At 67.7% G+C, this 24,668-nt stretch carries 23 protein-coding genes; 10 read left to right on the top strand and 13 right to left on the bottom strand.

Annotation, left to right across the window (positions count from 1 at the left end; all coding sequences use genetic code 11):
* Positions 1–5 precede the first annotated feature (5 nt).
* The 5 genes from ACN5KJ_RS09225 to ACN5KJ_RS09245 all read right to left on the bottom strand — a co-directional run bounded on the left by ACN5KJ_RS09225 (position 6) and on the right by ACN5KJ_RS09245 (position 2,087).
* Positions 6–335: an antifreeze protein gene (locus tag ACN5KJ_RS09225; protein WP_418593474.1), complete on the bottom strand. Its 330-nt coding sequence runs from the start codon at positions 333–335 to the stop codon at positions 6–8.
* A gap of 67 nt (positions 336–402) precedes the next feature.
* Positions 403–708 (bottom strand): urease subunit beta, encoded by a 306-nt coding sequence (locus ACN5KJ_RS09230; protein WP_347167951.1) that lies wholly within the window; start codon positions 706–708, stop codon positions 403–405.
* Positions 705–869 carry a peptidase M23 gene (locus ACN5KJ_RS09235; protein WP_418593475.1) on the bottom strand — a complete coding sequence of 55 codons (165 nt, stop codon included), beginning with the start codon at positions 867–869 and terminating at the stop codon, positions 705–707. Before ACN5KJ_RS09235 ends, ACN5KJ_RS09230 begins: the two co-directional genes overlap by 4 nt.
* A 62-nt stretch (positions 870–931) precedes the next feature.
* Positions 932–1,234, bottom strand: coding sequence for an urease subunit gamma (locus ACN5KJ_RS09240; protein ID WP_418593476.1), 303 nt, complete (start codon positions 1,232–1,234; stop codon positions 932–934).
* A gap of 4 nt (positions 1,235–1,238) precedes the next feature.
* Positions 1,239–2,087 carry an urease accessory protein UreD gene (locus ACN5KJ_RS09245; protein ID WP_418593478.1) on the bottom strand — a complete coding sequence of 283 codons (849 nt, stop codon included), beginning with the start codon at positions 2,085–2,087 and terminating at the stop codon, positions 1,239–1,241.
* A gap of 399 nt (positions 2,088–2,486) precedes the next feature.
* On the opposite strand from ACN5KJ_RS09245, the gene urtA reads away from it, so the two are divergent.
* The 6 genes from urtA to ACN5KJ_RS09275 all read left to right on the top strand — a co-directional run bounded on the left by urtA (position 2,487) and on the right by ACN5KJ_RS09275 (position 10,573).
* Positions 2,487–3,779, top strand: a complete 1,293-nt coding sequence (gene urtA, locus ACN5KJ_RS09250) for an urea ABC transporter substrate-binding protein (RefSeq protein WP_418593480.1) — start codon at positions 2,487–2,489, stop codon at positions 3,777–3,779.
* Positions 3,780–3,874: 95 nt separating this feature from the next.
* A complete protein-coding gene (urtB, locus tag ACN5KJ_RS09255; protein WP_418593482.1) occupies positions 3,875–5,830 on the top strand; it encodes an urea ABC transporter permease subunit UrtB in 1,956 nt (651 codons plus the stop codon).
* Positions 5,831–6,052: 222 nt separating this feature from the next.
* A complete protein-coding gene (gene urtC, locus ACN5KJ_RS09260; protein WP_347165875.1) occupies positions 6,053–7,285 on the top strand; it encodes an urea ABC transporter permease subunit UrtC in 1,233 nt (410 codons plus the stop codon).
* A complete protein-coding gene (gene urtD / locus ACN5KJ_RS09265; protein ID WP_418593484.1) occupies positions 7,282–8,070 on the top strand; it encodes an urea ABC transporter ATP-binding protein UrtD in 789 nt (262 codons plus the stop codon). The genes urtC and urtD overlap by 4 nt, the downstream gene beginning before the upstream one ends.
* Before the next feature lie 84 nt (positions 8,071–8,154).
* Positions 8,155–8,853 carry an urea ABC transporter ATP-binding subunit UrtE gene (gene urtE, locus ACN5KJ_RS09270; protein ID WP_418593486.1) on the top strand — a complete coding sequence of 233 codons (699 nt, stop codon included), beginning with the start codon at positions 8,155–8,157 and terminating at the stop codon, positions 8,851–8,853.
* A gap of 214 nt (positions 8,854–9,067) precedes the next feature.
* Positions 9,068–10,573 (top strand): methyl-accepting chemotaxis protein, encoded by a 1,506-nt coding sequence (locus tag ACN5KJ_RS09275; RefSeq protein ID WP_418593488.1) that lies wholly within the window; start codon positions 9,068–9,070, stop codon positions 10,571–10,573.
* A 12-nt stretch (positions 10,574–10,585) separates the two neighbouring features.
* On the opposite strand, the gene ACN5KJ_RS09280 is transcribed toward ACN5KJ_RS09275, so the two are convergent.
* From ACN5KJ_RS09280 to ACN5KJ_RS09315, 8 genes are all read right to left on the bottom strand, one after another.
* Positions 10,586–11,629: a Gfo/Idh/MocA family protein gene (locus ACN5KJ_RS09280; RefSeq protein WP_418593490.1), complete on the bottom strand. Its 1,044-nt coding sequence runs from the start codon at positions 11,627–11,629 to the stop codon at positions 10,586–10,588.
* The gene (locus ACN5KJ_RS09285; RefSeq protein ID WP_418593491.1) at positions 11,622–12,626 is read right to left on the bottom strand and encodes a Gfo/Idh/MocA family protein; all 1,005 of its coding nucleotides are present in this window, start codon (positions 12,624–12,626) and stop codon (positions 11,622–11,624) included. The genes ACN5KJ_RS09280 and ACN5KJ_RS09285 overlap by 8 nt, the downstream gene beginning before the upstream one ends.
* A 3-nt stretch (positions 12,627–12,629) precedes the next feature.
* Positions 12,630–13,652, bottom strand: coding sequence for a Gfo/Idh/MocA family protein (locus ACN5KJ_RS09290; protein WP_418593493.1), 1,023 nt, complete (start codon positions 13,650–13,652; stop codon positions 12,630–12,632).
* Positions 13,649–14,722 carry an ABC transporter ATP-binding protein gene (locus tag ACN5KJ_RS09295; protein WP_418593495.1) on the bottom strand — a complete coding sequence of 358 codons (1,074 nt, stop codon included), beginning with the start codon at positions 14,720–14,722 and terminating at the stop codon, positions 13,649–13,651. The genes ACN5KJ_RS09290 and ACN5KJ_RS09295 overlap by 4 nt, the downstream gene beginning before the upstream one ends.
* A complete protein-coding gene (locus tag ACN5KJ_RS09300) occupies positions 14,719–15,795 on the bottom strand; it encodes a carbohydrate ABC transporter permease (protein ID WP_418593496.1) in 1,077 nt (358 codons plus the stop codon). Before ACN5KJ_RS09300 ends, ACN5KJ_RS09295 begins: the two co-directional genes overlap by 4 nt.
* A 94-nt stretch (positions 15,796–15,889) precedes the next feature.
* On the bottom strand, positions 15,890–17,305 hold the full coding sequence (locus ACN5KJ_RS09305) for a carbohydrate ABC transporter permease (protein WP_418593497.1): 1,416 nt from the start codon (positions 17,303–17,305) through the stop codon (positions 15,890–15,892).
* Between the two features lie 55 nt (positions 17,306–17,360).
* Positions 17,361–18,638: an ABC transporter substrate-binding protein gene (locus ACN5KJ_RS09310; protein WP_418593498.1), complete on the bottom strand. Its 1,278-nt coding sequence runs from the start codon at positions 18,636–18,638 to the stop codon at positions 17,361–17,363.
* Positions 18,639–18,932: 294 nt separating this feature from the next.
* Positions 18,933–19,751: a metallophosphoesterase gene (locus ACN5KJ_RS09315; protein WP_418593500.1), complete on the bottom strand. Its 819-nt coding sequence runs from the start codon at positions 19,749–19,751 to the stop codon at positions 18,933–18,935.
* A 157-nt stretch (positions 19,752–19,908) separates the two neighbouring features.
* On the opposite strand from ACN5KJ_RS09315, the gene ACN5KJ_RS09320 reads away from it, so the two are divergent.
* The 4 genes from ACN5KJ_RS09320 to ACN5KJ_RS09335 all read left to right on the top strand — a co-directional run bounded on the left by ACN5KJ_RS09320 (position 19,909) and on the right by ACN5KJ_RS09335 (position 24,623).
* Positions 19,909–20,724 carry an ABC transporter substrate-binding protein gene (locus tag ACN5KJ_RS09320; protein ID WP_418593501.1) on the top strand — a complete coding sequence of 272 codons (816 nt, stop codon included), beginning with the start codon at positions 19,909–19,911 and terminating at the stop codon, positions 20,722–20,724.
* 10 nt (positions 20,725–20,734) lie between these two features.
* A complete protein-coding gene (locus ACN5KJ_RS09325; RefSeq protein ID WP_347165889.1) occupies positions 20,735–21,547 on the top strand; it encodes an amino acid ABC transporter permease in 813 nt (270 codons plus the stop codon).
* A complete protein-coding gene (locus ACN5KJ_RS09330; RefSeq protein WP_418593503.1) occupies positions 21,547–22,269 on the top strand; it encodes an amino acid ABC transporter ATP-binding protein in 723 nt (240 codons plus the stop codon). The genes ACN5KJ_RS09325 and ACN5KJ_RS09330 overlap by 1 nt, the downstream gene beginning before the upstream one ends.
* A gap of 149 nt (positions 22,270–22,418) precedes the next feature.
* Positions 22,419–24,623, top strand: a complete 2,205-nt coding sequence (locus ACN5KJ_RS09335; protein ID WP_418593505.1) for an SH3 domain-containing protein — start codon at positions 22,419–22,421, stop codon at positions 24,621–24,623.
* Positions 24,624–24,668 lie beyond the last annotated feature (45 nt).

Consider the following 24,668-nt stretch of genomic DNA (forward strand, 5'->3'; position numbering starts at 1 on the left):
CCTTTCTACTGGGGCGCGTGGGGCGCGGGATCGCGGCGGGCAAGCCGATGGGCGTTGGAACGGGTGACGATGCGCAAGGGACGCAGGGCGGCGGCCAGCGCCGCCTCCGGCGCCGCGCCACGCCAGGCGGCGGAACAGGCCGCGCGCCCGGCCTCGGCAAAGGCGCCCTGCTTCTCGGCGACCATGCGCAACGGCTCGCTCTCGGACATGCGCCAGAGGCCGACCATGCCCAGCGAGCGCATCCAGATGACGGCGCCCGCCTCGACGGTCATCCAGGCAAGGTCGGTCGACAGCCGCATGACGGCAAAGGGGTCCCGGGTCTGTGTCTTGGTCATCGCAATCGGGTCCTCGGGAAAGACGGCCCCGCCGCACCGCGCGCCGGAACCGGAAGGGCCGGCAGGTCTAGAGCGCGCCCATGACCTGCTGGTTGAAGCCATGGATCCGGCGCGCGCCCGCCATCGGGATCAGCACCACCTCGCGCCGCTGGCCGGGTTCAAAGCGCACCGCCGTCCCGGCGGCGATGTCCAGCCGCATGCCCCGCGCCGCACCCCGGTCGAAATCCAGCGCCGGGTTGGCCTCGGCGAAATGGTAATGGCTGCCCACCTGCACCGGGCGGTCGCCGGTATTGGCGACCATCAGCGTCAGGGCGGCGCGGCCCTCGTTCAGCGTCAGAACCCCCGGGGCGGGCAGAAGCTCACCGGGGATCACCGGCCCGTCCTCGCCACAACCACCGCCACCACGACCAGCGCCGCCGCCGCCAGCAAGGTCAGCCACGATCCCGCACCATGCGGATGCAGATGCGCGCCCTCATGCGCCACCGCCGCCGAAGCCGCCATCGCCAGAGCCGCCGCGATCAAACCCGTTCTCATCCTGTCACCCCTTTCGTGCTTCTTCTTGGTCCAAATACCTGCTCCGACGCCCGCAACAGGCGTCACCGGATCGGGTTGTGCACCGTCACCAGCTTGGTTCCGTCCGGAAAGGTCGCCTCGACCTGCACCTCGTGGATCATCTCGGCGATGCCCGCCATGCACTGCTCCCGGCCGACGACCTCGGCCCCCGCCTGCATCAGGTCGGCCACCGACCGCCCGTCGCGCGCGCCCTCAACCACCGCGTCGGTGATCAGGGCGATCGCCTCGGGGTGGTTCAGCTTCACGCCGCGTTCCAGCCGCTTGCGGGCCACCACGGCGGCCATGGCCACCAGCAGCTTGTCTTTCTCGCGAGGGGTCAGGTTCATCTCGTCACAGTCTCCACGACGTCGGAAGCCGGTCCCGGCTGAGCCGGTCCAGGATGGGCAGAAGGGTGCTGCGCAGCGCGTGGCCGTCCCCGGCCAGCAGGCGCACCACCAGAAGATCGGGCCCCGGCAGGCTGGCCCCGCCGGAGGCCGGCAGAAGCGCACGCACCGGCGCCAGCTGCGCCCCGGCGTCGGGGGCCGCATAGACGACCTGCGCCATGGCCCCGGCGCCGCCGCCCAGAGCGGGCCGCGCCATCTGCGCCGCCACGTCGCCGCGCAGGAACAGCCCGTCGGCATATAGCGGCAGCCCGGCCCGGAAAATCTCGATCCGGTCGCGGAACCGCACGTCACGCAGCACCTCGCCCATGGCGGCGCGGCCGAAAATCACCGGCTCCACCAGCAGGAACCGCGCGTCGGGCGCAAGCGCGACGCGCAGCCGCCGCTCCAGCCGCGCACCCTCGTAGAGGATCAGCTCCTGCGGCAGCCAGAGCATCTCGGCCCCCGCCTCGGCGGCCAGCACCGTCTCGACCCGCGCCACGCCAGAGGCGGCACGGTAGGCGCGCTCTGCCGCCTGCGAGGTCAGGCACAGCGAAGAGCCCGCCCCGGCCCGGGCCTCGACCGTCAGCCGGTCGCCGCCGGTCAGCCCGCCGGAGGTGTTGATGACGATGGCCTCGACACCCCGATCCGCCCGGCGCGGAAACAGCGCCTGCATGGCCCCCTGCGCGCGCAGGCGGTCGATGGCAGAGGTCCGGCCGCGCGCCTTGGTCGCGAGGCTCAGATGCCCCTCGGCCCGTGGCTGCACGGGCACCACCCGCCTTTCCGTCCCTGCCGGTTCTTCGCGCATGTGCCGCGTCACCGCCCGCGCCTCCTTTCGCAGTCCTGCCTCTTTCCTCCCCCTTCGGCCCGGCGACACCAATGATTCCCGGCTTCTCCGGCCCGATCGCCCGCAAGTTCGCACAACATTTCATCAGGCTTGCGCAAAGCGGCCCAATAAATAGGCCACGCACGCCGCGACCCCACCCGCGCAGGCCGGATCGTTGACCCATCGGCAACCGCGCCGCCTAGATCTGAGGGCCGCACGGGGGGCTGTCGATGCGATCAACGCCAGGCTGTCCGGGGCACATCAAGAAGCAATGCGGCCGCCGGTGATTGGACATCGTCGCGCGTATCGCATGGGACGCAACACCAAGGTTGCGGGACGATCCGGCGCGCGGCCCTTTTTGTGCGTCACGCATCAGACCCGCGGGGAGAGATCATGACACACTTCACCAAACTGCTGTCGGGCGCCGCTGTCGCCGCCCTGGTGGCCGGGGCCGCACAGGCGCAGGACTGCGCGGACGGCCCGATCAAGGTCGGCGTGCTGCACTCGCTGTCGGGCACCATGGCCATTTCCGAAACCACTCTGAAGGACACGATGGAAATGCTGGTCGCCAGCCAGAACGAGGCCGGCGGCCTTCTGGGCTGCGATCTCGAGGCGGTTGTCGTCGACCCGGCCTCGGACTGGCCGCTCTTTGCCGAGAAGGCGCGCGAGTTGCTGACCGTGCACGAGGTCGACGTGATCTTCGGCAACTGGACCTCGGTGTCGCGCAAATCCGTTCTGCCGGTCATCGAGGAACTGAACGGGCTGCTGTTCTACCCGGTCCAGTACGAAGGCGAAGAATCCTCGAAGAACGTCTTCTACACCGGCGCCGCGCCGAACCAGCAGGCGATCCCGGCCACCGACTACTTCCTCGAAGAGCTCGGCGTCGAGAAATTCGCCCTGCTCGGCACCGATTACGTCTACCCGCGCACCACCAACAACATTCTCGAAAGCTACCTTCAGGAGAAGGGCATCGCCGCAGAGGACATCTTCGTGAACTACACGCCCTTCGGCCATTCCGACTGGGCGACCATCGTCGCCGATGTCGTGGCGCTGGGTGAGGACGGCAAGCAGGTCGGCGTGATCTCGACCATCAACGGCGACGCCAACATCGGCTTTTACAAGGAGCTGGCGGCGGCGGGCATCTCCGCTGACGACATCCCGGTCGTGGCCTTCTCGGTCGGTGAGGAAGAGCTGTCGGGGCTCGACACCTCGAACCTCGTCGGCCACCTCGCCGCGTGGAACTACTTCATGTCCGCCGACACGCCCGAGAACGCCGCGTTCATCGAGAAGTGGCATGCCTTCATCGGCGACGAGAAGCGCGTGACCAACGACCCGATGGAAGCCCATTACATCGGCTTCAACATGTGGGTGCAGGCGGTCGAGGCAGCGGGCACCACCGATGTCGACGCCGTGCGCGACGCGATGTACGGCCAGACCTTCCCGAACCTGACCGGCGGCACCGCCGAGATGCTGGTGAACCACCACCTGTCCAAGCCGGTGCTGATCGGCGAGATCCGCGCCGACGGCCAGTTCGACATTATCAGCCAGACCGACCCGGTCCCGGGCGACGCATGGACCGACTTCCTGCCGGAATCCGCCGTGCTGACCTCTGACTGGAAGGACCTCGACTGCGGTATGTACAACACCCAGACCTCGACCTGCGTCCAGATCAAATCCAACTACTGATCCGGCACGACGCACCTGTGGCAGGGCGGGCCTCGCCCCGTCCTGCCCGCAGCGCCCGCCTTCCCCTTTCCTTCATCGACACGACAGGTCTGCCCATGCTCCGTGCCCTTCTCACGGCCCTAGCCTTGCTGTTGCTGCCACCTGCCGGCACCGCGCAGGAGGTCGGCCCGGACCTTCAGGCGGTCCTGCAAGAGCATCAGGCGCAGATCGCCCGGCCCTCGCGCACCAAGGTCGGCCCGGCCATCGAGGCGCTGCTGTCCTCCGGCCTGCCCGGCGTGCAGGGTTTCCTCGAGGCCTGGCAGGACAAGGGCCTCTATATCCGCGACGAGGACGGCCTGTTCTTCCGCATCGAACGCACCGGCGACACCGTCACCCTGCTGCATCCCGGCACGCTGGAGCCCGTCGAAGAAGGCGCCGATCCCGCGACCCTCTCCCAGATCCGCCCCAACGGCGGCGTCCGCCGCGTCATCGGCGAGGCGCTGGTGCAGTTCCAGCTGTCGGACCCCGACATCGACAGCCGCCGCGCCGCGCTGGACGCGATTTCACGCAATCTGGACCCCGCGCAGCTCGGCCCGCTGCGCAATTCCATCGCGGACGAGGAGGACCCGGCCCTGCGGCTGCGCAAGGAGCGGCTGGCAAACTACCTCATGGCCCGCTTCGGCGAAACGCCCGCAGAGCGCGTCACGGCCATCGAGGCGCTGTCGACCGACCTCAGCGTCGACGGGCGCGCGGTGCTGTCGCAGATCCTCTCGACCGATGTCGTGGTCGCGCAGGCCGCACCCGAGGGCGCCAACCTGGCCCGCGTGCTGGAGCCGGGCAGCGACCTGCCCCGGGCCGAGGCCTACGCCCTGGTCGCGCCAGAGGCAGACGCGCCGCCGGTGCTGTCGCCCGCCCGGATCCGCACCGCGCTGGAGGCCACCGTCGAGGGCGGCGTCATCGCGGGCCTGCCCATCGCCCGTCTGGACACGCAGGAGGCACGGGCCGAGGCCTACGACCGCCTCGCCGCCGCGGGCACCCTGCCGCCCCGCGCCAGCGCGCAGACCATCGACGAGACGCTCGCCGCCTATACGATCTTCGAGGTCTACAAAGAGGACAACCCCGCCATCACCGAGGCCGCCCGCCGCACGCAGGGCGCGGTGCAGACCCGCGTGGGCCTCAGCCAGACCGCCGACCTCGCGTTGGACGCGGTGTCGCTGGCCTCGATCTACTTCCTCGCCGCCATCGGCCTTGCCATCACCTTCGGCGTCATGGGCGTCATCAACATGGCGCATGGCGAGTTCATCATGATGGGCGCCTATACCGGCTACGTGGTGCAGCTGTTCATCCCCGATTACACCCTGTCGCTGATGGTCGCCCTGCCGCTGGCCTTCGCCGTGACCTTCGGCGCCGGTGTGGCGATGGAGCGGCTGGTGATCCGCTGGCTCTACGACCGCCCGCTGGAAACGCTGCTGGCCACCTTCGGGGTGTCCATCGCCCTGCAACAGCTGGCCAAGAACATCTTCGGCACGCAGGCGCGTCCGCTGACTTCTCCGGCCTGGCTGGACGGCACCCTCGCCTTCAACGAGGTGATCTCGATCAGCTACATCCGGGTGGCGATCTTCGTGCTGGCGCTGCTGTTCCTCGGCCTGCTGCTCTTCATCCTCAAGAAGACCCGGCTGGGGCTGGAAGTGCGCGCGGTGACGCAGAACCCGCGCATGGCGGCCTCGATGGGGATCAACCCCGACAGGATCAAGATGCTGACCTTCGGCCTTGGATCCGGCATCGCCGGGATCGCGGGCGTCGCCATCGGACTTTACGCCAAGGTGACCTCGGAAATGGGGCAGGACTATATCGTGCAAAGCTTCATGACCGTGGTCGTGGGCGGCGTCGGCAACGTCTGGGGCACACTGGCGGGCGCCACGCTGATCGGCGTCCTGCAGAAGGGCATCGAGTGGTTCAACCCGTCCAACACGCTGGCGGCGCAGACCTACATGATCCTCTTCATCATCCTTTTCATCCAGGTCCGGCCAAAGGGCATCATCGCCCTCAAGGGCCGCGCCGCGGGAGACTGAGACCATGCACGCCTTATTCTGCCGCGCCAGCGCGGGTATCGGCTTCGGGATTGCCTTCGGCGAAGGTATTTTCACCAAGAAGAAGACAGGCCGCCTCGCCCCGACCGGCACTCCGCGCCCGGCTTCTTCTGTCCAAAAGTATCCCGGGGGTGAATTCGCGCATGCGAAGAGGGGGCAGAGCCCCCGGCCCGGCCCGCCCCCAGGACCGACGGGAGACCGCTCATGAGACGCAGCTTCTTCGCCCGGAACCCCTCTGTCCTGTGGTTCATCGCCATCCTCGCGCTGTTTACCCTTGCGGTGACGCTGCTGGCAGAGGCGACGGGGACGGGCGCGATTTCCACCTCTTTCGTCAAGACGCTGGGCAAGACGCTGTGCCTGTGCCTGATCGCCATCGCCATGGACGTGGTCTGGGGCTACTGCGGCATCCTCAGCCTCGGTCACTTCGCCTTCTTCGGCATCGGCGGCTACGCGGTCGGCATGTGGCTGATGTATGCGCGGACCGAGACCATCGTGGCGCAAAGCCTGTCGAACCAGATCATTCCGCCGACCGCGCAGGAGGTCTCGGACGCCATTGCCAGCCAGATCTTCGGGGTGGTGGGCGCGTCCGAGTTTCCGCCGATCTGGGCCTTCGCCCACTCGCTGCCGCTGCAACTGCTGATGGTGGTGCTGGTGCCCGGCCTTCTGGCGCTGGTCTTCGGCTGGCTCGCCTTCCGCTCGCGCGTCACCGGCGTCTACCTGTCGATCCTCACGCAGGCGATGACGCTGGCCCTGTCGCTCTACCTGTTCCAGAACGACAGCGGGCTCAGGGGCAACAACGGCCTCTCCGGCCTGCAGAACATCCCCGGCGCCGAGGCTGTGCCGCAAGCGCTGATCTCGATCCGGTTCTTCTGGGCCTCGGCGCTGGCGCTGGCCCTGGGCTACGTGCTTTTCGCCTTCGTCACCTCGGGCAAGATGGGCAGCGTGATCCGCGCCATCCGCGACAACGAGACCCGCGTGCGCTTTCTGGGGTACGACGTCGAGGCCTACAAGCTCTTCGTCTTCACCCTGACGGCGGTCGTCTCGGGCATCGCGGGCGCGCTCTACTACCCGCAGGCGGGCATCATCAACCCGGCGGAAATCGCGCCCATCGCCTCGATCTACCTTGCGGTCTGGGTCGCCATCGGCGGGCGCGGGCGGCTTTATGGGGCGGTGCTGGGCACGGTCTTCGTGACCCTGCTCAGCAGCTGGTTCACCGGCGGCGGCGCGCCCGACATCACCCTCGGGTCCTACACCCTCCAGTGGACCGACTGGTGGCTGGTGCTGCTGGGCCTCAGCTTCGTCGCGGTCACATTGTTCGCCCCCAAGGGCATCGGGGGCCTCGTCGACCTGATCACCGATCGCCGCGCCCATGCCCGCCACGGCGCGGAGGCAGGCCCCGACGCCGGCGCCCCGCGCGAAGAGGAGAGCCGCACATGAGCGCCGCGACCACGCCGCAAAAGCCCCCCGAGACGCGCAGGCGGAAACCGACCCTGCTGGAAATGTCCGGTGTCTCGGTTTCCTTCGACGGGTTCAGGGCGATCAACAACCTGTCCTTCCAGATCGCAGAGCCCGAGATGCGCGCCATCATAGGCCCCAATGGCGCGGGCAAGACCACCTTCATGGACATCATCACCGGCAAGACCAGGCCCGACGCGGGTCGCGTGCTCTGGGGCGACGACGGCATCTCGCTGCTGGGCCTCTCGGAAAGCCGCATCGCGCGCGCAGGCATCGGGCGCAAGTTCCAGAAGCCCACGGTCTTCGAGGCCCAGACCGTACGCGAGAACCTCGCCATGGCGCTGAAGAACCCCCGCGGCCCCTTCGACGTGCTCTTCCACAGGAAGACCAGGCAGGGCGCCGAGAAGATCGAGGCCCTCGCCGCGCAGATCGGCCTTCTGGGTGAACTGCCCCGCATCGCGGGCGAACTCAGCCACGGCCAGAAGCAATGGCTGGAAATCGGCATGCTGCTGGCACAGGAACCGCGCCTGCTGCTGGTCGACGAGCCCGCCGCCGGGATGACCCCCGCAGAGCGCGAGAAGACCACGGAGATGCTGGTCGAGGCCGCCAAGACCCGCGCCGTCGTCGTGGTCGAGCATGACATGGAATTCGTCCGCCGCCTGGACTGCCGGGTCACCGTGCTGAACGAGGGCTCCGTCCTCGCCGAAGGCTCCATCGACCACGTGACCTCGGACCCGCAGGTCATCGAAGTCTACCTCGGGAGATAAGGCGATGCCCCTGTGTTTCTTCTTGGTCCAAATACCGAAATGCCCGGCCTGCCCCAACCCTCAACGGCGCAGAGGAACCCGCCCATGCTGAGCCTGTCCAACCTGACGCTGCACTATGGCCACAGCCAGATCCTGCACGACATCTCGATGGAGGCGCGGCCCGGCGCCGTGACCTGCCTGATGGGCACCAACGGGGTGGGCAAGACCTCCCTGCTCAAGGCGATCTCGGGCACGCATCCGCGCTCTGGCGGCGCCATGGTGCTCGACGGTCGGGACATCGCGCCGAACACCCCGGCCCATGCCAGGGCCCGTGCCGGGATCGGCTACGTGCCGCAGGGCCGCGACATCTTTCCGCTGATGACCGTGCGCGAGAACCTGATGACCGGCTTCGCCTGCATCCCCAAAAGCGACTGGACGATCCCGGACGAGGTCTTCACCCTCTTCCCGATCCTCAGGGACTTCCTCAACCGGCGCGGCGGCGACCTGTCAGGCGGGCAGCAGCAGCAGCTGGCCATCGCGCGGGCCATGATCGCCCAGCCGAAACTGCTGCTGCTGGACGAGCCGACAGAGGGCATACAGCCCAATATCATCAAGCAGATCGGCGAGGTCATCAGATACCTGCGGTCCCGGGGCGACATGGCGATCATCCTCGTCGAACAGTTCTTCGATTTCGCCTTCGAGCTGGGCGACCATTTCGTGGCGCTGGAACGCGGGCGCGTGATCCATGACGCCCCCCGCGCCGACACGCCCCGGGAGCTGCTGCTCGGGAAGGTCTCTGTCTGAGCCTTTCCCGGCACGCGCCGCCGCCGTGACCCCATGCCTTGTCTGACAGGCCGGGCGGCAGCAGCCGCGCCGGGTCTCTCGGGGCGGCTGCTGCCCGCGATTTGTGACAAATGCCCGGCATAAATCGCCGCTGCTCTCCGCAGAGGTCACCGGTTTCTTTACTCTTTCACCGCAGCATCACCCGGCGGAACCAAGGGCAAAGCGGGACCCGAACATGTCGGACGAACTCAGCAGGAAACTGCACAGCTATCAACTGGACGGCGCCAATACAGAGCTTCTCAAACAAGCCGGCGCCATCCTCATCCCGGAACTCGACGGGGTGCTCGACGCCTTTTACAAGCGGGCCACGGCGGTGCCGGAACTCGCCGCCTTCTTCGACGGTCCCGGACGGATGGATTTCGCCCGCAGCGCGCAGAAGACCCACTGGAAGCGCATCCTGACCGCCAGTTTCGACGAGGAATATCTTGCCTCGGTAGAGCGGATCGGTCGGGTCCACGCCCGCATCGCCCTGCCGATCGAGGCCTATATGTCGGCCTATTCTCTGGCGGCCTCCGACCTCAGTACGCTGTTCCTGAAGAAAAGCCGTCGCGGGTTTCTGCCCTCTGACATGGACCGCGTGCGCGATCAGGTCTGCACGCTGAACCGGGCCTTCTCGATGGATATCGAGCGGGTCGTCGACACGACCTTCCGCGTGCAGGCCGAAGAGCAGACCCGCGCCTTCGACCACATCAACCGCGCCATCGACCGGCTTGCGGAGGGCGACCTGACCCATGTCATCCCCGCCCCCGACGACAGCGACTTTCCCGCCTCGTTCGAGCCGGTGCGCCGCAAGCTGAACGGCGCCACCGGGAAGCTGGGCGCGCTGCTGGCCACGGTCACCGGAACCATGGAGCAGCTGCTGGGCATCATCGCGGAAGTCGGCGGTGCCACCGACAACCTGTCCAGCCGCACCGCCAGTCAGGCCGCCTCGCTGGAGGAAACCGCCGCCGCGGTGCAGGAACTGACCAGGAACGTCGAACAATCCTCGGCCAATACCGGGCGGGCGCGGGACGTGGCCTCTGACGCGGCGCGCACCGCCGAGGCCGGGGCCGGCACGGTGGCCGAGGCCTCGGATGCCATGGGGCGCATCCAGACCTCGTCGCAGAAGATCACGCAGATCATCGGCATGATCGACGACATCGCCTTCCAGACCAACCTGCTGGCGCTGAACGCCGGCGTCGAGGCGGCGCGCGCCGGAGCCGCCGGGCGCGGCTTCGCCGTGGTCGCCGAAGAGGTGCGCCAGCTTGCGGGCAATGCCTCGGACGCCGCGCGCCAGATCAAGGAACTGGTCAACGCAAGCTCGGGCGAGGTCTCCAGCGGTGTCGACCTGATCCACCATGCCGCCGAGACGCTGCGCGCCATCGTGGCGAATTTCGATCAGGTCGCGGATCTCTCGACAGAGATCGCGGCGGCCAGCCACGAACAGTCCACCGCCCTCTCCGAGGTGAACTCCGCCATTGCGCAGATGGACATCGTCACCCAGCAGAACGCCGCCATGGTCGAGCAAACCACCGCCGCGACCGACCGCATGAACCAGGAGGCAAGGGGATTGATGGCGCAGCTTGGCAGCCTCAGGGTGCCGCAGGCCGATCCCGCCCCTGCCCCGGCCAAAGGCGCTGACCTCGACGGGCCCGGCCCTGCGGACGGGCGCGCGGGTGACGGCGCCGCACGGGTCGCCTGAACCCGGTCGGCGTCAGGGCATCCAGCCGCGGTAAAGCGGGTGGTCTTCGCCCAGCGGCAGCGCCTCCGGCTGGCCCGCGCGGGCCGAGGCATAGACCGCCGTCACGAACTCGATGGACCGGCGCCCGTCCAGCGCCGTGACCTCATCCCCGGGCCTGCCGTCCAGCGCCTCTGAAACCGCGGTAAGGAACCCCGCGAAGCCGGTCGGCACTGCCCCGACCCCGGCCAGAACCGCGTCCACCTCGGCCTGTGCCACCGGCGCGCGGGCGGTAAAGCTCCAGGGGCTGGCGGCGGGCGCATAGGGCGCCAGCCCGCTTTCGGCGGTGAAGCCCCGGAACACCAGCCGCATCCGCGTCATGTCCTGCGCCGCCCCCAGCGTGACCGAAGAGGTCAGCACCGCGCCGCTTTCCATGCGGATCGCCAGCGCGGCGCAGTCCTCGACCTCGATCTCGTTCACGCGCGTCGCCAGTTCCGCATGCACCCGTGCGACGGGGCCAAGGAAGGCGGGCAGGAAGTCGTGGATGTGGATGGCATGGCCGAGGATGCAGCCGCCCCGCTCGCCCGCCCAAGTGCCGCGCCAGTCCACCGCGTAATAGGCGGCGTCGCGGTTCCAGTGCGTCTCTATCGTGCCGGCAAACAGCGGCCCGGCCAGGCCCGCCTCGATCAGCGCCCGCAGCTGCGCGGTGCCGACGCCGTAGCGGTACTGGAACACCGGGAAAAGCTGACCACCCTGCGCGAGCCTGTCCAGCAGCGCATCGGCCTCGGCCAGCGAGGCCACCAGCGGCTTTTCGCAGATCACCGCCTTGCCCGCCTCCAGCGCCGCCATGACGGCCTCGAAATGCAGGTGCGGCGGCAGGCAGATGTCGATCAGGTCGATGTCCGGATCGGCCAGCACCGTGGCCATGTCCCCGGTCACCGGAATGCCCCGAGCAATGCTTTCGGCGCGGGCCCTGTCGCGGTCGCAGATCGCCCTGACCTCGAACCGCCCGGGCAGGGTGCGGTAGGCGGCAAGGTGTTCGCGCCCGATCCCGGCGCCGACGATGGCGACCCTATGCAATGCCTTCGGCCTTCATCTGGGCGCGGATCGCCAGCTCCATCGTCAGGAAGCTATGCGCCTGCCTGCCCGCCGTCTCTGTCCGGTCCTGAACATCCGCCGCCAGCCGCGCGAAATAGGGCAGCGCCACATCGCGGCAGTCGATATGCAGGTTCTCGGTCCCGTTCACGAGATACAGGTTGTCGGTCCGATGCGCCTGCCCGATCTCTGTGTACTTGCGGCACTCGATGCTGCCCTCGGTCCCGAGGATGAAGAGCCGCCCGTCGCCCCATGTCGGCAGCCCGTCTGGCGTGAACCAGTCCAGCCGCACATAGCCATGGCCCCGGTTGCCCACCAGCGTCGCCTCGCCGAAGTCCTGAAAGCCCGGGTATTCGGGATGAGTGGTGTTCTCGACCAGCGCATGGGCAATCGTGGCCTCGGTCGAGCCGGTGTAATGCAGCACCTGGTCGATCTGATGAGAGCCGATATCGCACAGAATGCCGCCGTAGCGTTCGCGCTGAAAGTACCAGTCGGGCCGGGTCTTCAGGTTCTGCTTGTGCGGCGCCAGCGTGACCACCTGCACGACGCGGCCCACCGCGCCCTCGGCCACCAGCTCTGACGCCTTCGCCGCCGCGCGCACCTGAAAGCGTTCCGAGAAGTTCACCGACCAGATGCGGCCCGTGCGTGCCACGCAGTCGCGGATCGCCTGCAACTGCTCCAGCGTGGTGCAGCCGGGCTTGTCGACCATGACGTCCTTGCCCGCCTCCATCGCCTCGATGGCCAGCGCCGCGCGGTCCTCCGGCACGGCGGCGATCAGGATCATGTCCACGTCGGACTCCAGCACCGCGCGACGGTCCGCGACCCTGGTCACCCCGGGATGCGTCGCGTTGAATTTTGCCTCGGTGACGGCGGGGCCGTCGGTCCAGTACTGCGCGCAGGTCGCGCCCTCGGCCATCATCCCCGCCAGCATCCCGAAGATATGGCCGTGGTCGATCCCGAGGATGCCCAGTTTCAATGCCATGGCTCAGACCTCGTCCAAGGCAACGGTGCGCCCCTCGGCCCCCGCCCGTTCCAGTGCCGCGATCAGCCGGTGCACCTCCAGCGCCGCGCGGCCCGACACCAAGGGCGGGCGGCCCTCTGTCAAAGCGGCGGCGAAATCCTCGATCACCCAGCGGTGCCAGTCACTGGTAAAGGCCATGGGGTCCGCCCCCGAGCCCGAGCTCGAGGTCGCCGCCTGCCCGACCGTCTCGGTGGTGCCGTCGTGGCGGTGGATCTCGAGCATGTCGGCCTCAAGCCGGGCGGAGCCCCTGGCGCAATGCAGGGTGATCGTCTCGCCCCGGCCCGGGAAGCTGGCGGTGGTGGCAAAGAGGCTGCCCAGGGCGCCACCCGCAAAGCGCAGCCCGGCGGTGACGAAATCCTCGGACTCCATGCTGTGCTGCGCGGTGGTCCCGGCCATGGCGCTGACCTCTGTCACCGGCCCGGTGAGCGAGAGCATCAGGTCCATGGTGTGGATCGCCTGAGAGATCATGACCCCGCCGCCGTCACGCGCGTAGGTGCCCCGGCCCGGTTCGTCGTAGTAGGCCTGCGGGCGCCACCACGGGATATTGGCCTCGACCATGTGCAACGGGCCAAGCGCGTCGAGCCGCGCGCGCAGGTCGGCCACCACGGGCCGCGCGCGGTGCTGCAACACGATGCCCAGCGGCACGCCGCCCTCCTCGCAAAGCGTCACCAGCCCGGTCGCCGCCGCCAGCGTGCGCTCGACGGGCTTTTCCATGAGGATCGGCTTGCCCGCCGCCACCAGCGCCCGGACGATGGTCTCGCGCGCGTTGGGCGGCGTGGTCACGATGACGAAATCCACGTCAGAGGCGGCGGTCTCCTCGACGCATGTTGCCTCTCGCGCGCCGAGGTCTGGGAAGGCGTTCAGGAAGGCGCGGCGGCTGTCGGCGGAGCGGGCGTGGACCAGCGAGAGGTCGATGCCTTTGCTGTTCCGAATGGCATCGGCATAGGTCTTCGAGACCATGCCCAGCCCGATCAGGGCGCATTTCATGGCGTCATCTCCATCGCTGTGTCGTCGGGGCCGAAGAGGTGCAGGGCGTCCGGCGGAAAGCGGACGCCGAGGATCTGACCGCGCCTCAGCGGGATCTGTTGGGCATGCTGCACGGTCAGGCGTTCGCCGCCCGGAAAGGCGCAGTAGATGTAGGTCACGGCGCCCAGCTGCTCGTAGTTCTCAACCGTCACGGTCATGTCCCCCTCGCCGTCGAGAGAGACCGCGACCCGCTCTGGCCGGATGCCGAAGGTCACCTGCACGGGCCGGGGCGCGGGTGTGACAGGCACCTGCCGCACCAGCCCGCAGTCCAGCGTCAGGCTGGTGCCGTCGAGCGTGCCGGAAAGGAAGTTCATCTGCGGCGCCCCGAGGAAGCCCGCGACAAAGCGGTTGGCCGGGTGGTTGTAGAGGTCCAGCGGCCTGCCCACCTGCTCGACCCGCCCGGCGCGCAGGACGACGATCCGGTCGGCCATGGTCATGGCCTCGATCTGGTCGTGGGTGACGTAGATCATCGTATTGCCCAGCTTGGCGTGCAACTCGCTGATCTCGACCCGCATCTGAAGCCGCAGTTCCGCGTCTAGGTTCGACAGCGGCTCGTCGAAGAGGAAGATCACCGGCTCGCGCACGATGGCCCGCCCGATGGCGACGCGCTGGCGCTGGCCGCCCGACAGCTGGCCGGGGCGGCGCTTCAGCAGTTGGTCGATCTGCAACAGCCTTGCCGCATCCTCGACACGCCTGTCGATCTCGGCGCGCGGCATGCGGATGTTTTCCAGCCCGAAGGACAGGTTCTGCCGGACGGTCATATGCGGATAAAGCGCGTAGCTCTGGAAGACCATCGACAGCCCGCGCTCGGACGCGGGCACACCGTTCACCCGCCTGCCCTGCAGCAGGATGTCCCCCGAAGTCGGATCGTCCAGCCCCGCGATCAGCCGCAAGAGCGTGGACTTGCCGCAGCCCGAGGGGCCGACGAAGACGACGAACTCGCCGTCCTCCATATGCAGGTCGATGCCGTGGATCACGTCGACATCGCCAAAGCTCTTGCGGATGTCGCGAAGTTCCAGCGCGTGGGTCATTTCAGTCCAGTCGTGGCGATCCCGGTGGTGATGAAGCGCTGGAGCCAGACGAAGACGAGGGTGATCGGGATCAGCGTCACCACGGTCATCGCAAGGATGTAGTGGAAGTCGGAGTTGAACTCTCCGGCGAACTGGGTGAGCCCCAGTTGCAGCGTGTGTTTCGTGGGGTCAGAGATCAGCACGATCAGCGGCCAGAGGAAGTCGTTCCAGCGCCAGATGACGCTGAGGATGGCCAGCACCGACAGCGCGGGCAGCGAGAGCGGCATGACGATGCGCCAGAAAATCAGCCATTCGCTGGCGGCATCCATGCGCGCCGCCTCCAGCAACTCGTCGGGGATGGTCAGCATGTATTGGCGCAAGAGGAAGACGCCGGTGGGCGTGGCGGCGGCGGGGATGATGACGCCCCAGAGGCTGCCGAAGATGCCGAAGGACCAGACCACGAAAAACAGCGAGACGAGGATGATCGAAGGCGGGATCAGCAGGGTCGCGACGATGAGGATGGTGAAGGTCAGCCGCCCGCGAAAGCGGTATTTCGACAGGGCAAAGGCGGCCATGGCATTGATCAGCAGCGTGATCAGCGTGGCGGCGACGGTGACGAAGACCGAATTCCAGAGGTAGGTGAAGAAGTCGAAGGTGGTCTGGCCGTTCCGCTTCAGGATCGGGTCCAGGTAGTTCTCCGTCGCGATGCGGATTTCCTCGTGCGGGCGCAGCTGGTCGCGCGGAACTTCGAGCACGGTGTCGGGATCGTCCAGCGGCGAGACCTCGGTGATCCTGCGCGTCGGCCCGGCCTTGAAGACCAGCCGCTCCTGCCCCTCCTCGGTCAGCACCCAGAGCGGTTTCTCCCCCGCGCCCTCGATCTCTGCGGTGACCTGGCTCAGCGGCAGCAGGCGGGTGTCGAAGCTGTCGACGGCGGTCTCGGACTTGATCGAAGAGAACAGCGTCCAGAGCACCGGCACGAGGATCATCAGCACGCCGAGGACGAGGTAGCCGTAGGCGAGGACATCCTGCAGGCCGAAGCGCTGCGCGGTCTCGCAGTTGCCCGCGGTCCGGGTGAGGAAGCGCGCGACGCTCATGCCGGGCGCCCCGAAGCCGTTTCGAAACGGCTTTCAAGCGGCGTCGACGCCGCTTTCGAAAGGCGCTTCGAAACGGCTTCTACGCGTCCTGCCATCATAGCTCGGATTGCCTTCTGGTCAGCCACAACTGGACGAAGGTGAAGACCGCGATCACCAGCGCCATGAGGATCGAGCCCGCCGCCGCCTGCCCGTAGTCGGGATTGTTCGAGGAAAAGGCCGTCTCGTAGATGTTCTGCACCACCATGAAGGTCTCGCGCCCCGGGCCGCCGCCGGTCAGCAGGTAGACCTCGTCGAAGATCTGGAAGCTGCGGATCAGGCTGAGCACGATCACCACCGTCAGCGTCGGCATGACCAGCGGCAGGGTGATCCGCCAGAAGGCGCGCCACGGTGTCGTGGCATCCATGCGGGCGGCCTCGTAGAGGTCGCGGGGGATGGCCTGCAGCCCGGCCAGCAGGATCAGCATGTAGAAGCCCATGTGCGACCAGCAGAAGACGAAGACCAGCCAGAAGAACGGCCAGCCGGTGTTGGGCGTGACCAGCCAGTTGGTCGGGCGGTAGCGGCCGAAGTCGAAGACCGCGTCGAACTGGATCGCCAGAAGCATGGCCGCCGCCAGCACTGCCGCCACCGTCAGCGCCGAGCGCGCGGCGCGCTCGCCCGCCACGCACCAGAGCAGCCCGGCTGCCAGCACCGCGCCGGCCAGCGTCGAACCCGGCAGGCCCAGCAGGCTCAGCGGCTGCGCCCAGGCCGCCAGCAGAGTGAAGAGCCCCGCGAAGACCGCCGCCCAGGCCAGCGACGGCCCCTGCCCCGCGCGCAGGGCGCGTTCGGTGACCACCATCAGCAGGATGCCCATGAGCACCGTCATCACGATATCGAACCCGGCCATACCGGCCAGCGCCGTCAGGCCGCCCTGCGCCTCGCCCACCACCGCGTTCAGCGCGCCCTTGCGGTGCAGCACCCAGTTCCAGATGTTGGCGATCACCACCGGCGACAGCATCACCGGGTAGAAGAACATCGCCCGCCAGAAGCCGCGCCCCCTTATGTCGCGGTTCACCACCAGCGCCGTGACCATGGCCGCCGCGACCATCACCGGCACCTGCACCACCACGAACAGCAGCGTGTTCCACATCCCCGTCCAGAAGTTATAGCCCGCATTCGTGCAGGTCTTGGGGATCAGCAGGTTGTCGCAGTCGAAGAGTTCCGCGAATTTCTGCAGGCCCACGAAGGGCCGGTCGAAGAGCGCGATGGACGAGCCCCCGGTCATCGAGACGTAGAGGTTCAGGATCATCGGCAGGAAGGTGAAGAAGCCGAAGATCAGCAGGTTCGGCAGAAGCAGCGCATAGGGCACCCCGCCCCGGCCAAAGACCCGCTGCGCGAGGTCGACCGGGACGCCCAGCAGGTCCATGGCGAATTGCGGCGTCTGTCGCAGCCCGTAGCGGCGGCGCGACAGCAACCACAGCGACCCGCCCAACAGCCAGACCGCCCCCAACACCGCCAACAATAGACCGGCCAAGCGGACCCTCCCCCTGTGACGGCAGGCCGGAGAAACCGGCCCGCCGCCTCACGCCTCAGCGCGCGTTGGTTTCCAGCTCTTCGCCGATCTTGTCCATCGCCTCGTCCAGCGTCAGCTCTCCGTTCATCGCGGCAGAGAGGTACTGGACCGTGGCGTTGTACATGACAAAGCCGAACTTGTCGCCCTGCAGGTCATAGGCCTGCGGGGTCTGTTCGGCTGCCGCCGCCGCCATCTCGGTGAAGCGCGCCAGGGCCTTGGCCACCGCCTCGGAGGCGCCCGCCGACTGGTAATCCAGCCCCTCGGCCTGCAGGCCCGCGTGGGCGGGAATGGCGAAGGTGCGGGTGTACCACTCGCGCGCCTGCTCTTCCTCGGCCATCCATGCGACGAACTGCGCCGCCGCCTCTTCCTGCGCGGCATCGCCCGACTTGAAGGCAACGAAACCCTGCCCGCCCGGCATCACGCCGCAGCCCTCGGGGCCGCAGGGCACCGGCACCACGGCCCAGTCGAAGGCATCGCCCACGTTGTCGTGCACATTCGCGGTGTTCCACGAGCCGGACATGTAGAAGGGCACTTCCTGGTTGAAGAACAGCTCGTTTCCGTTGGTGTATTTGGCGCCCGAGGCGGCGGGCCAGATATCGGGCGGCATCAGCCCGCTTTCGTGCCAGCCGATCATCATTTCCGAAAACTTGCGAAAGCCCTCGTCGACCACGAGATGCCCCTGATCGTCGTAATAGGCCGCCCCGTAGGACATGGCGGGGCCCGCCATGCGGTGACCCGAGCGGTCCATGACCATCCCGGCATAGCTGCCGGTCGCATCCATCACCGCCTGCGCCGCCTCGGCCCAGTCCTCCCAAGTCGCGCCCGGTTCCGGCAGATCGACGCCCGCCTCTTCGAACATCGTGAGGTTCACGTAGGGCCCCGTGACCGTCATCTCGGTGTGGAAGCCGTAGATGCCGCCCTCGGTGCCCGCGCGATACCACGGCAGGACGGCGCCATAGGCCTCTTCCCATGCGGCGGCATCGACATGGGGCGTAAGGTCGACGTAATAGGGCTGCAAACCGCCGAGGTTGGTGACAAAAGACAGGTCCGGGCCGGTCCCGGCCTCCAGCTGGATCGGCAGCTGCTCGCGGATGACGTTGTAGCCCACCGCGTTCAGCGTGATCGCCACCTCGGGGTTCTGTTCCTGGTAGCGGTCGGCGAACTCCTGAACGATGGCGGCCTTGCCGTCGACGTCCGAGATCATCAGGTCGATCTCCACCGCCCAGCCCGCCGAAGCCGACAGCAGGGCAAGCGTCGAAACCGACGCGGCCACGCCCGCGCGCATGAAAGTCATTGGTATCTCCTCCCGGTTGGTCGTGCCGCCCCAGCGGCCGGTCTTGGGGAGAGTGTGGAAAAGCTTTGGCCGGGGGTCAACCGTCATGACCACCCGCCCCGCCCGAGTGATTGACGATTGATCCATCCGCCAAGGGGGCCGGTCCGGGGCAACTGCGGCCTGCCTCTTCACGCCATGCCGGGGGCGGATAAGGCGGAGCCGCCGCGTGAAACCGGCGTTTGTCCCGGCCGGACCGGGAGCGCGCGCGCTGCCCCCATCTGCTGGATCGGCCCCTGCGGCGGGGCGCCGACGGGCTCAGGCCAGCCTGGCCCAGGCCTCCCAGTCGCAGCCGTGCTCCACCACCTCGCCGTCCCATGCGAAAGGCACCTGATGGATGACCACATCCTCGCCGCGGATGAGCACGACGCGATAGGACGGCTCCAGCGGGCCGGACAGGCTGACATCGGCATTGGCCAGCGTCGGAATGGTCTGGTGCACCGTCGAGGGCACGCCCGAAAAGGGAATGCCCGCCAATGTCCCGCACAGCGGTTCGTGCACGTGGCCGAAGAAGATATGCGCGATGCGGTCGCGGTGCGCCTTCAGGATCGCGCGCAGCGGGGCCTGATCCTCGTCCACCACCGACAGCAGGTCCGTGGCCGGATCGCCAAGATGCAGCGGGTTGTGGTGGAAGAACAGGAAGGCGCGCTCTGCCCCCTCAAGCTGGGCCGCCAGCCAGCTGCGCCGCTTGTCGCAGAAATGCCCGCGATGGGTCTGCGCGCGGGTCGTGTCGCAATAGACAAAGCGGCCCTCGGGCAGGTCCTCGGCGTGGTTGACGAAGCCATGCGCATCGACCGGATGGCCGGGAAAGGCGGCAAGGAAGCCGGGCCGGCAATCGTGGTTGCCGATCATCAGCCGGACCGGCATCGGCAGAACCTGCAGAGCCTGCCGCAGGGCGACATAGGCCTCGGGATCGGCGCGGTCGGTCAGGTCGCCGGTGATCACCAGCCGCTGCGCGTCGCGATGATGCTCGGCGATATGGCCGAAGGCGCGGGCAAGCCGGGCATGCGGGTCGATCCCCTCGATCAGGCGACCGGGCACGCCAAGATGGATGTCCGACATATGGATGAACTTCACGTCCGCGTCCCTTTCATGCGACTCTGCCGCAGCCTAGACGGATTTTGTCACGGGGATACGACAGCGCAACAATTCCCGCCCACCTGCGGGCGGCAAATTGACAAGCCGCGCGCGGGCGGCAACTCTGGCGCCGTCACTCCTCCGAAAGGCCCCCGTCATGCTTCGCCTCGCAACCGCCGCCAGCCTTCTTGCGCTTGCCTCCGCCGCCACCGCCGCCCAGGACTGTGCCGCGGGCAAGACCCTGACAGAAGGCACGCTGACCATCGCCACCGGCAACCCGGCCTATTTTCCCTGGGTGATCGACGACAACCCGGAATCGGGCGAAGGCTTCGAGGCCGCCGTGGCCTATGCGCTGGCGGCAGAGATGGGCTTTGACGCCGAGGCGGTGACCTGGGTCCGGTCCTCCTTCGATCAGGCGATCCAGCCCGGCGCGAAGGATTTCGACCTGAACATGCAGCAGTTTTCCATCACCCCCGAGCGCGAGCAGATCGTGGATTTCTCGGCACCCTATTACACCTCGGCCATGGCGGTGCTGACGACGCAGCGCGTGGTGGAGGCGGGCGCGACACCGGCGCTCGACAGCCTGAAGGGGCTGGTCTGGGGCGCCGATGCAAACACCACCGCCGTGCCGATGCTGACCGACCTGATCGGGCCCGAGACGCAGCCGATGCTGTACAACGACAATGTCGACGTGACGGCGGCCATGCAGGCGGGCCAGATCGACGCCGCGCTGTTCGACCTGCCGACGGCGCTGTACCTTGCTGCTGTGGCGGTCCCGGACGGGGTGCTGCTGGGCCAGTTCCCGCCCGAGCGGACCGAGAACCCGGACCAGTTCGGCATCCTGATGGAAGACGGCAGCCCGCTGAAGGACTGCGTCGATTCTGCGCTGACGGCCCTGAAGGACAGCGGCAGGTTGGCAGAGCTAGAGGCCCAGTGGTTGCAGGAAACCACCGGCGTACCGGTGATCGAGTAACCGCGCAGGCATGACCACCCGCAGACAGATCTACGAGGCCCGGCAGCGCCGCCGGGCCAACCTGATCGCCGCCGGATCGACGGCGGCGGTTGTCATCGCGCTTTACGTGCTGATCCCGCTGGCGCCCGGCTGGGCCGCGGTCAAGCGTGTGTTCTTCAACGCAGAGGTCTTCGCCAAGACCTTTCCGGGGCTGCTGAACGCCTTCCTTCTGGATATCGCGATCTTCCTCTGGTGCGCGCCGCTGATCGCCGCGCTGGGGCTGGCCGTGGCCATCGCCCGCGACCTGCGCAACCCGGCGCTGACGCCGCTCAGGCTGGCGGCGGTGGCCTTTACCGACATCTTCCGGGGCCTGCCGGTGATCCTTGTGATCTACCTGATCGGCTTCGGCATCCCGGGTCTCGGCCTGCCGCGCCCGTGGAATTCGCCTTACCTCTGGGGGTCTCTGGCACTGATCCTCGTCTATTCCGCCTATGTGGCAGAGGTCCTGCGTTCGGGCATCGAGTCGATCCACGCCTCGCAACGCTCCGCCGCGCTGTCGCTGGGTCTGTCACCCTCGGACAGCATGCGCTTCGTGATCCTGCCGCAGGCGATCCGCCGCGTCGTGCCCGCAAACATGAACCTCTTCATCGCCCTGCAGAAGGACGTGGCGCTTCTGTCCTTCATCGGCCCGGTCGAGATCTTCCGGCAGGCGGGCGTCTACAAATCGCTGATGGCGAACTTCACGCCCTATGTTGGCGCCGCGCTGATCTTCCTTGCGCTGACCATTCCCGCCACACGCTACGCCGACCACCTGATGGCGCGGCAGAACCGGCGCACCGCCTGATGCTGGTGCTGCGCGACATCCGCAAGAGCTTTGGCGGCACCTCCGTCTTGCAGGGCATCGACCTGACCGTGGAGGCCGGGCAGATGGTCTGCCTGATCGGCGCCTCTGGGTCCGGCAAATCGACGCTTCTGCGCTGCATGAACCTGCTGGAGCCCATCGACGACGGGCAGATCCTGCTGGACGGCACGGATATCTCCGAGCCGGGACTGAACCCGCAGCCGGTCCGCCAGCAGATCGGCATGGTCTTTCAAAGCTACAACCTGTTTCCGCACATGACCGCGCTGGACAACGCGCTGCTGGCGCCGCGCCGGATCAAGCGCCTGTCCAAGGCCGCCCTGCTGCCCCCGGTCGAGGCACTCTTTGCGCGGTTCGGGCTGCGCGACCGGATGCATCACTACCCCGACCAGCTGTCGGGCGGGCAGCAACAGCGCGTCGCCATCGTGCGGGCGCTGGCGATGCAACCGCGCCTGATGCTCTTCGACGAGATCACCTCGGCGCTCGACCCCGAACTGGTGGGCGAAGTGCTGGACGTGCTGCGCCAGTTGCGCGCCGAGGGCATGACCATGGTTCTTGCCACGCATGAAATGGGCTTTGCCCGCGATCTGGCGGATACGGTGTGTTTCCTCGATCAGGGGCGCATTCTGGAACAGGGGCCGCCGGACAGGCTTTTTGGCGCCCCGCAGCAGGAGCGGACGCGCGTGTTCCTCTCTCGCGTGCTGTAAGACCACCCAGACACCGCACGGGTTGCGCAGACCCGCCCCTTCGGGGTCGGGTATTCCTTGGTCCGGTATTCCCACGTTGACTCAAAACCATCCGCCGGGGAACATGAAAGCATCTTAATGACAATGCTTTTTTCCGAAAGGGACTTCCGATGCGCGCGCTGGCGGCACTGGCAATTCTGGCAACCTCGATCGGCCTGCCCGACCCCGGGCACGCGCAGGATTTCGTGGGCTTCGACCGGGCGAGCTTTGGCCGGGTGGTACTGAACCGCACGGAATCCGCCGGGATCGACGATATCGAGTTCGAGCTCTCGGTCGGCGATTACAACAACGAGCCGATCCAGACCTATTCGCCCACCAGCATCTTCCGCAAGATGGGCCTGTCGGTCGGGCGGCTGGACATCCTGACCGACAACGGCGTCTTTCCCTGCACCGCCTTCATCGTCGACGAAAAGCACCTGCTGACCAACCACCACTGCGTGCCGGGCATTCTGGACAACGAGCGGGCCAAGGCCACGCGCATCGACTCGGTCATGTTCGTGGCGGGCTACGTTCAGCAGGGCGTCGAGGAAGGCACCCAGCGCTACACCGTGATCCCGACGCCGGTCGAGACCTCGAAGGACCTGGATTACTCGGTGCTCGAGGTCATCGGCGACCCTAGCGCGGACTTCGGGCACCTGCGGCTGGCCTCTGCCCAGCACCACGACAACGACCCCTACCTTGTGATCGGCCACCCGATGGGCGAGGCGCAGCGGATCAGCCGAGAGAAGTGCCGCGCCAATGCGCCCGCGATCTCGAACCAGCGGCTGCTGCACACCTGCGACACGCTGCCGGGCAACTCCGGCTCTCCGGTGATCGACGCGGGGCTTCAGATGGTCGTGGGGCTGCACCACGCCGGGTCCAAGAAGGACTCGGTCAACTTCGCCATCCCGATGACCGCGATCCTCGAACAGTCGCAGGTGCTGAAGGCGGCGCTGGCGGACGCGCCTGTCGAGGGGCCCGTCGAGGACCCCGGCCCCAACACCGCGCCCGACCCGGTCGACACGGCCGATCCCGTGGATCCGGTCGATCCCATCGACACCACCGACCCGGTGATCGAGGCGGCCCGGCTGTGCGATGCGCTCTACAACGAGGCCAAGGCCTTCGGTCAATGCTTCGCCTACGAGGCCTATCTGGAAACCTGCGCCCAGCACAGCTATGCCATCTTCGCCCGATCCTACGTGACGGCGGAATGCTCGGACCCGGCCGATGACCCCATCGCCCCGCCCCCGGGCAACGATCCGGTCGTGGACCATGGCCCCCTGCGCCCGTGGTGCAACGCCTCGGTGCTGAACACCGCCGAGCGCACGATCTGCGGCGATGCCTACCTTGCCGGTCTGGACGAAAAGCTGGAACGCGCCTACGGCAGCCAGTCCGGTGTCAGCACCGCGTCGCAGCAAAACGCCTGGCGGACCGGCACGCGCGACGCCTGCGGGTCGAACGCGTCCTGCCTGAGCCGCGCCATGATCGACCGCATCGCCTATCTGGAAACACCCCCCGCGCCCCGGCCCGACAGCGGCAAGGGCTACCGCATCGTCCGGGGCAACCACGCGCTGACCAATGGCGAGTGCTACATCGTCACCGCCTCGCGCCCCTCGGTCGAGGCCGCCATCGCCTTTGCGCAAGAGTGGTTCCCGAACCGCCGCGGCATCCGCATCTTCGGCTCTGACAACGGCTATTACGGCGTGATCATCGGCACGACGCCGCGCGGCTCTGCCGAGGCGCGGATCGCCAGCCTTGTCAGCGGGCGACAGGTGCCGGCGGACAGCTATTGCTCGACCGGCAGCCGCTACGTGCTGGAAGTGCTGCGCGGCGACAGCGCGCCTGCGCCGGGCAGCTACACCATGTATGTCGACAACAATGCCTCGGGCGGGCTGAACGTGCGGCGCGGGCCGGGCACCAACTACGGCGACTTCACCGAGATCGCGCCGGGCACGCAGGTGACCGTGCTGCGCGATCAGGGCGACTGGTCGAACATCCGCCTGCCCGACGGCCAGACCGGCTGGGTCTACCGCCCGCTGCTGACCAGCGCGACGCCGCATGTCCGCCAGTGCACGGCCCGGGTGGTGAACCTGCAGCCATATTCCAACGCCTCGCGCGCCAACGGGCAGGGCTTTCTGAACATCCGCGCCGACGACAGCCCCCGCTCGCGCATCCTGTCAGAGGCCTACCTTGGCGACCAGCTGAAGGTGCTGGCGCAAAAGGGCAGCTGGGCCCGGGTCCGCTGCATCTCGGGCCTATGCAATTCTCCCTACCGGGGCACCGGCGGTGCCACGGGTTGGGCCTCGAAGACATACCTGTCGATCAGGTGCCAATAACCCGGCGGCACGGACACCGCCCGAACAGGACATCATTTGCAGAGG

It is taken from the genome of Ponticoccus sp. (in: a-proteobacteria) (assembly GCF_048381735.1).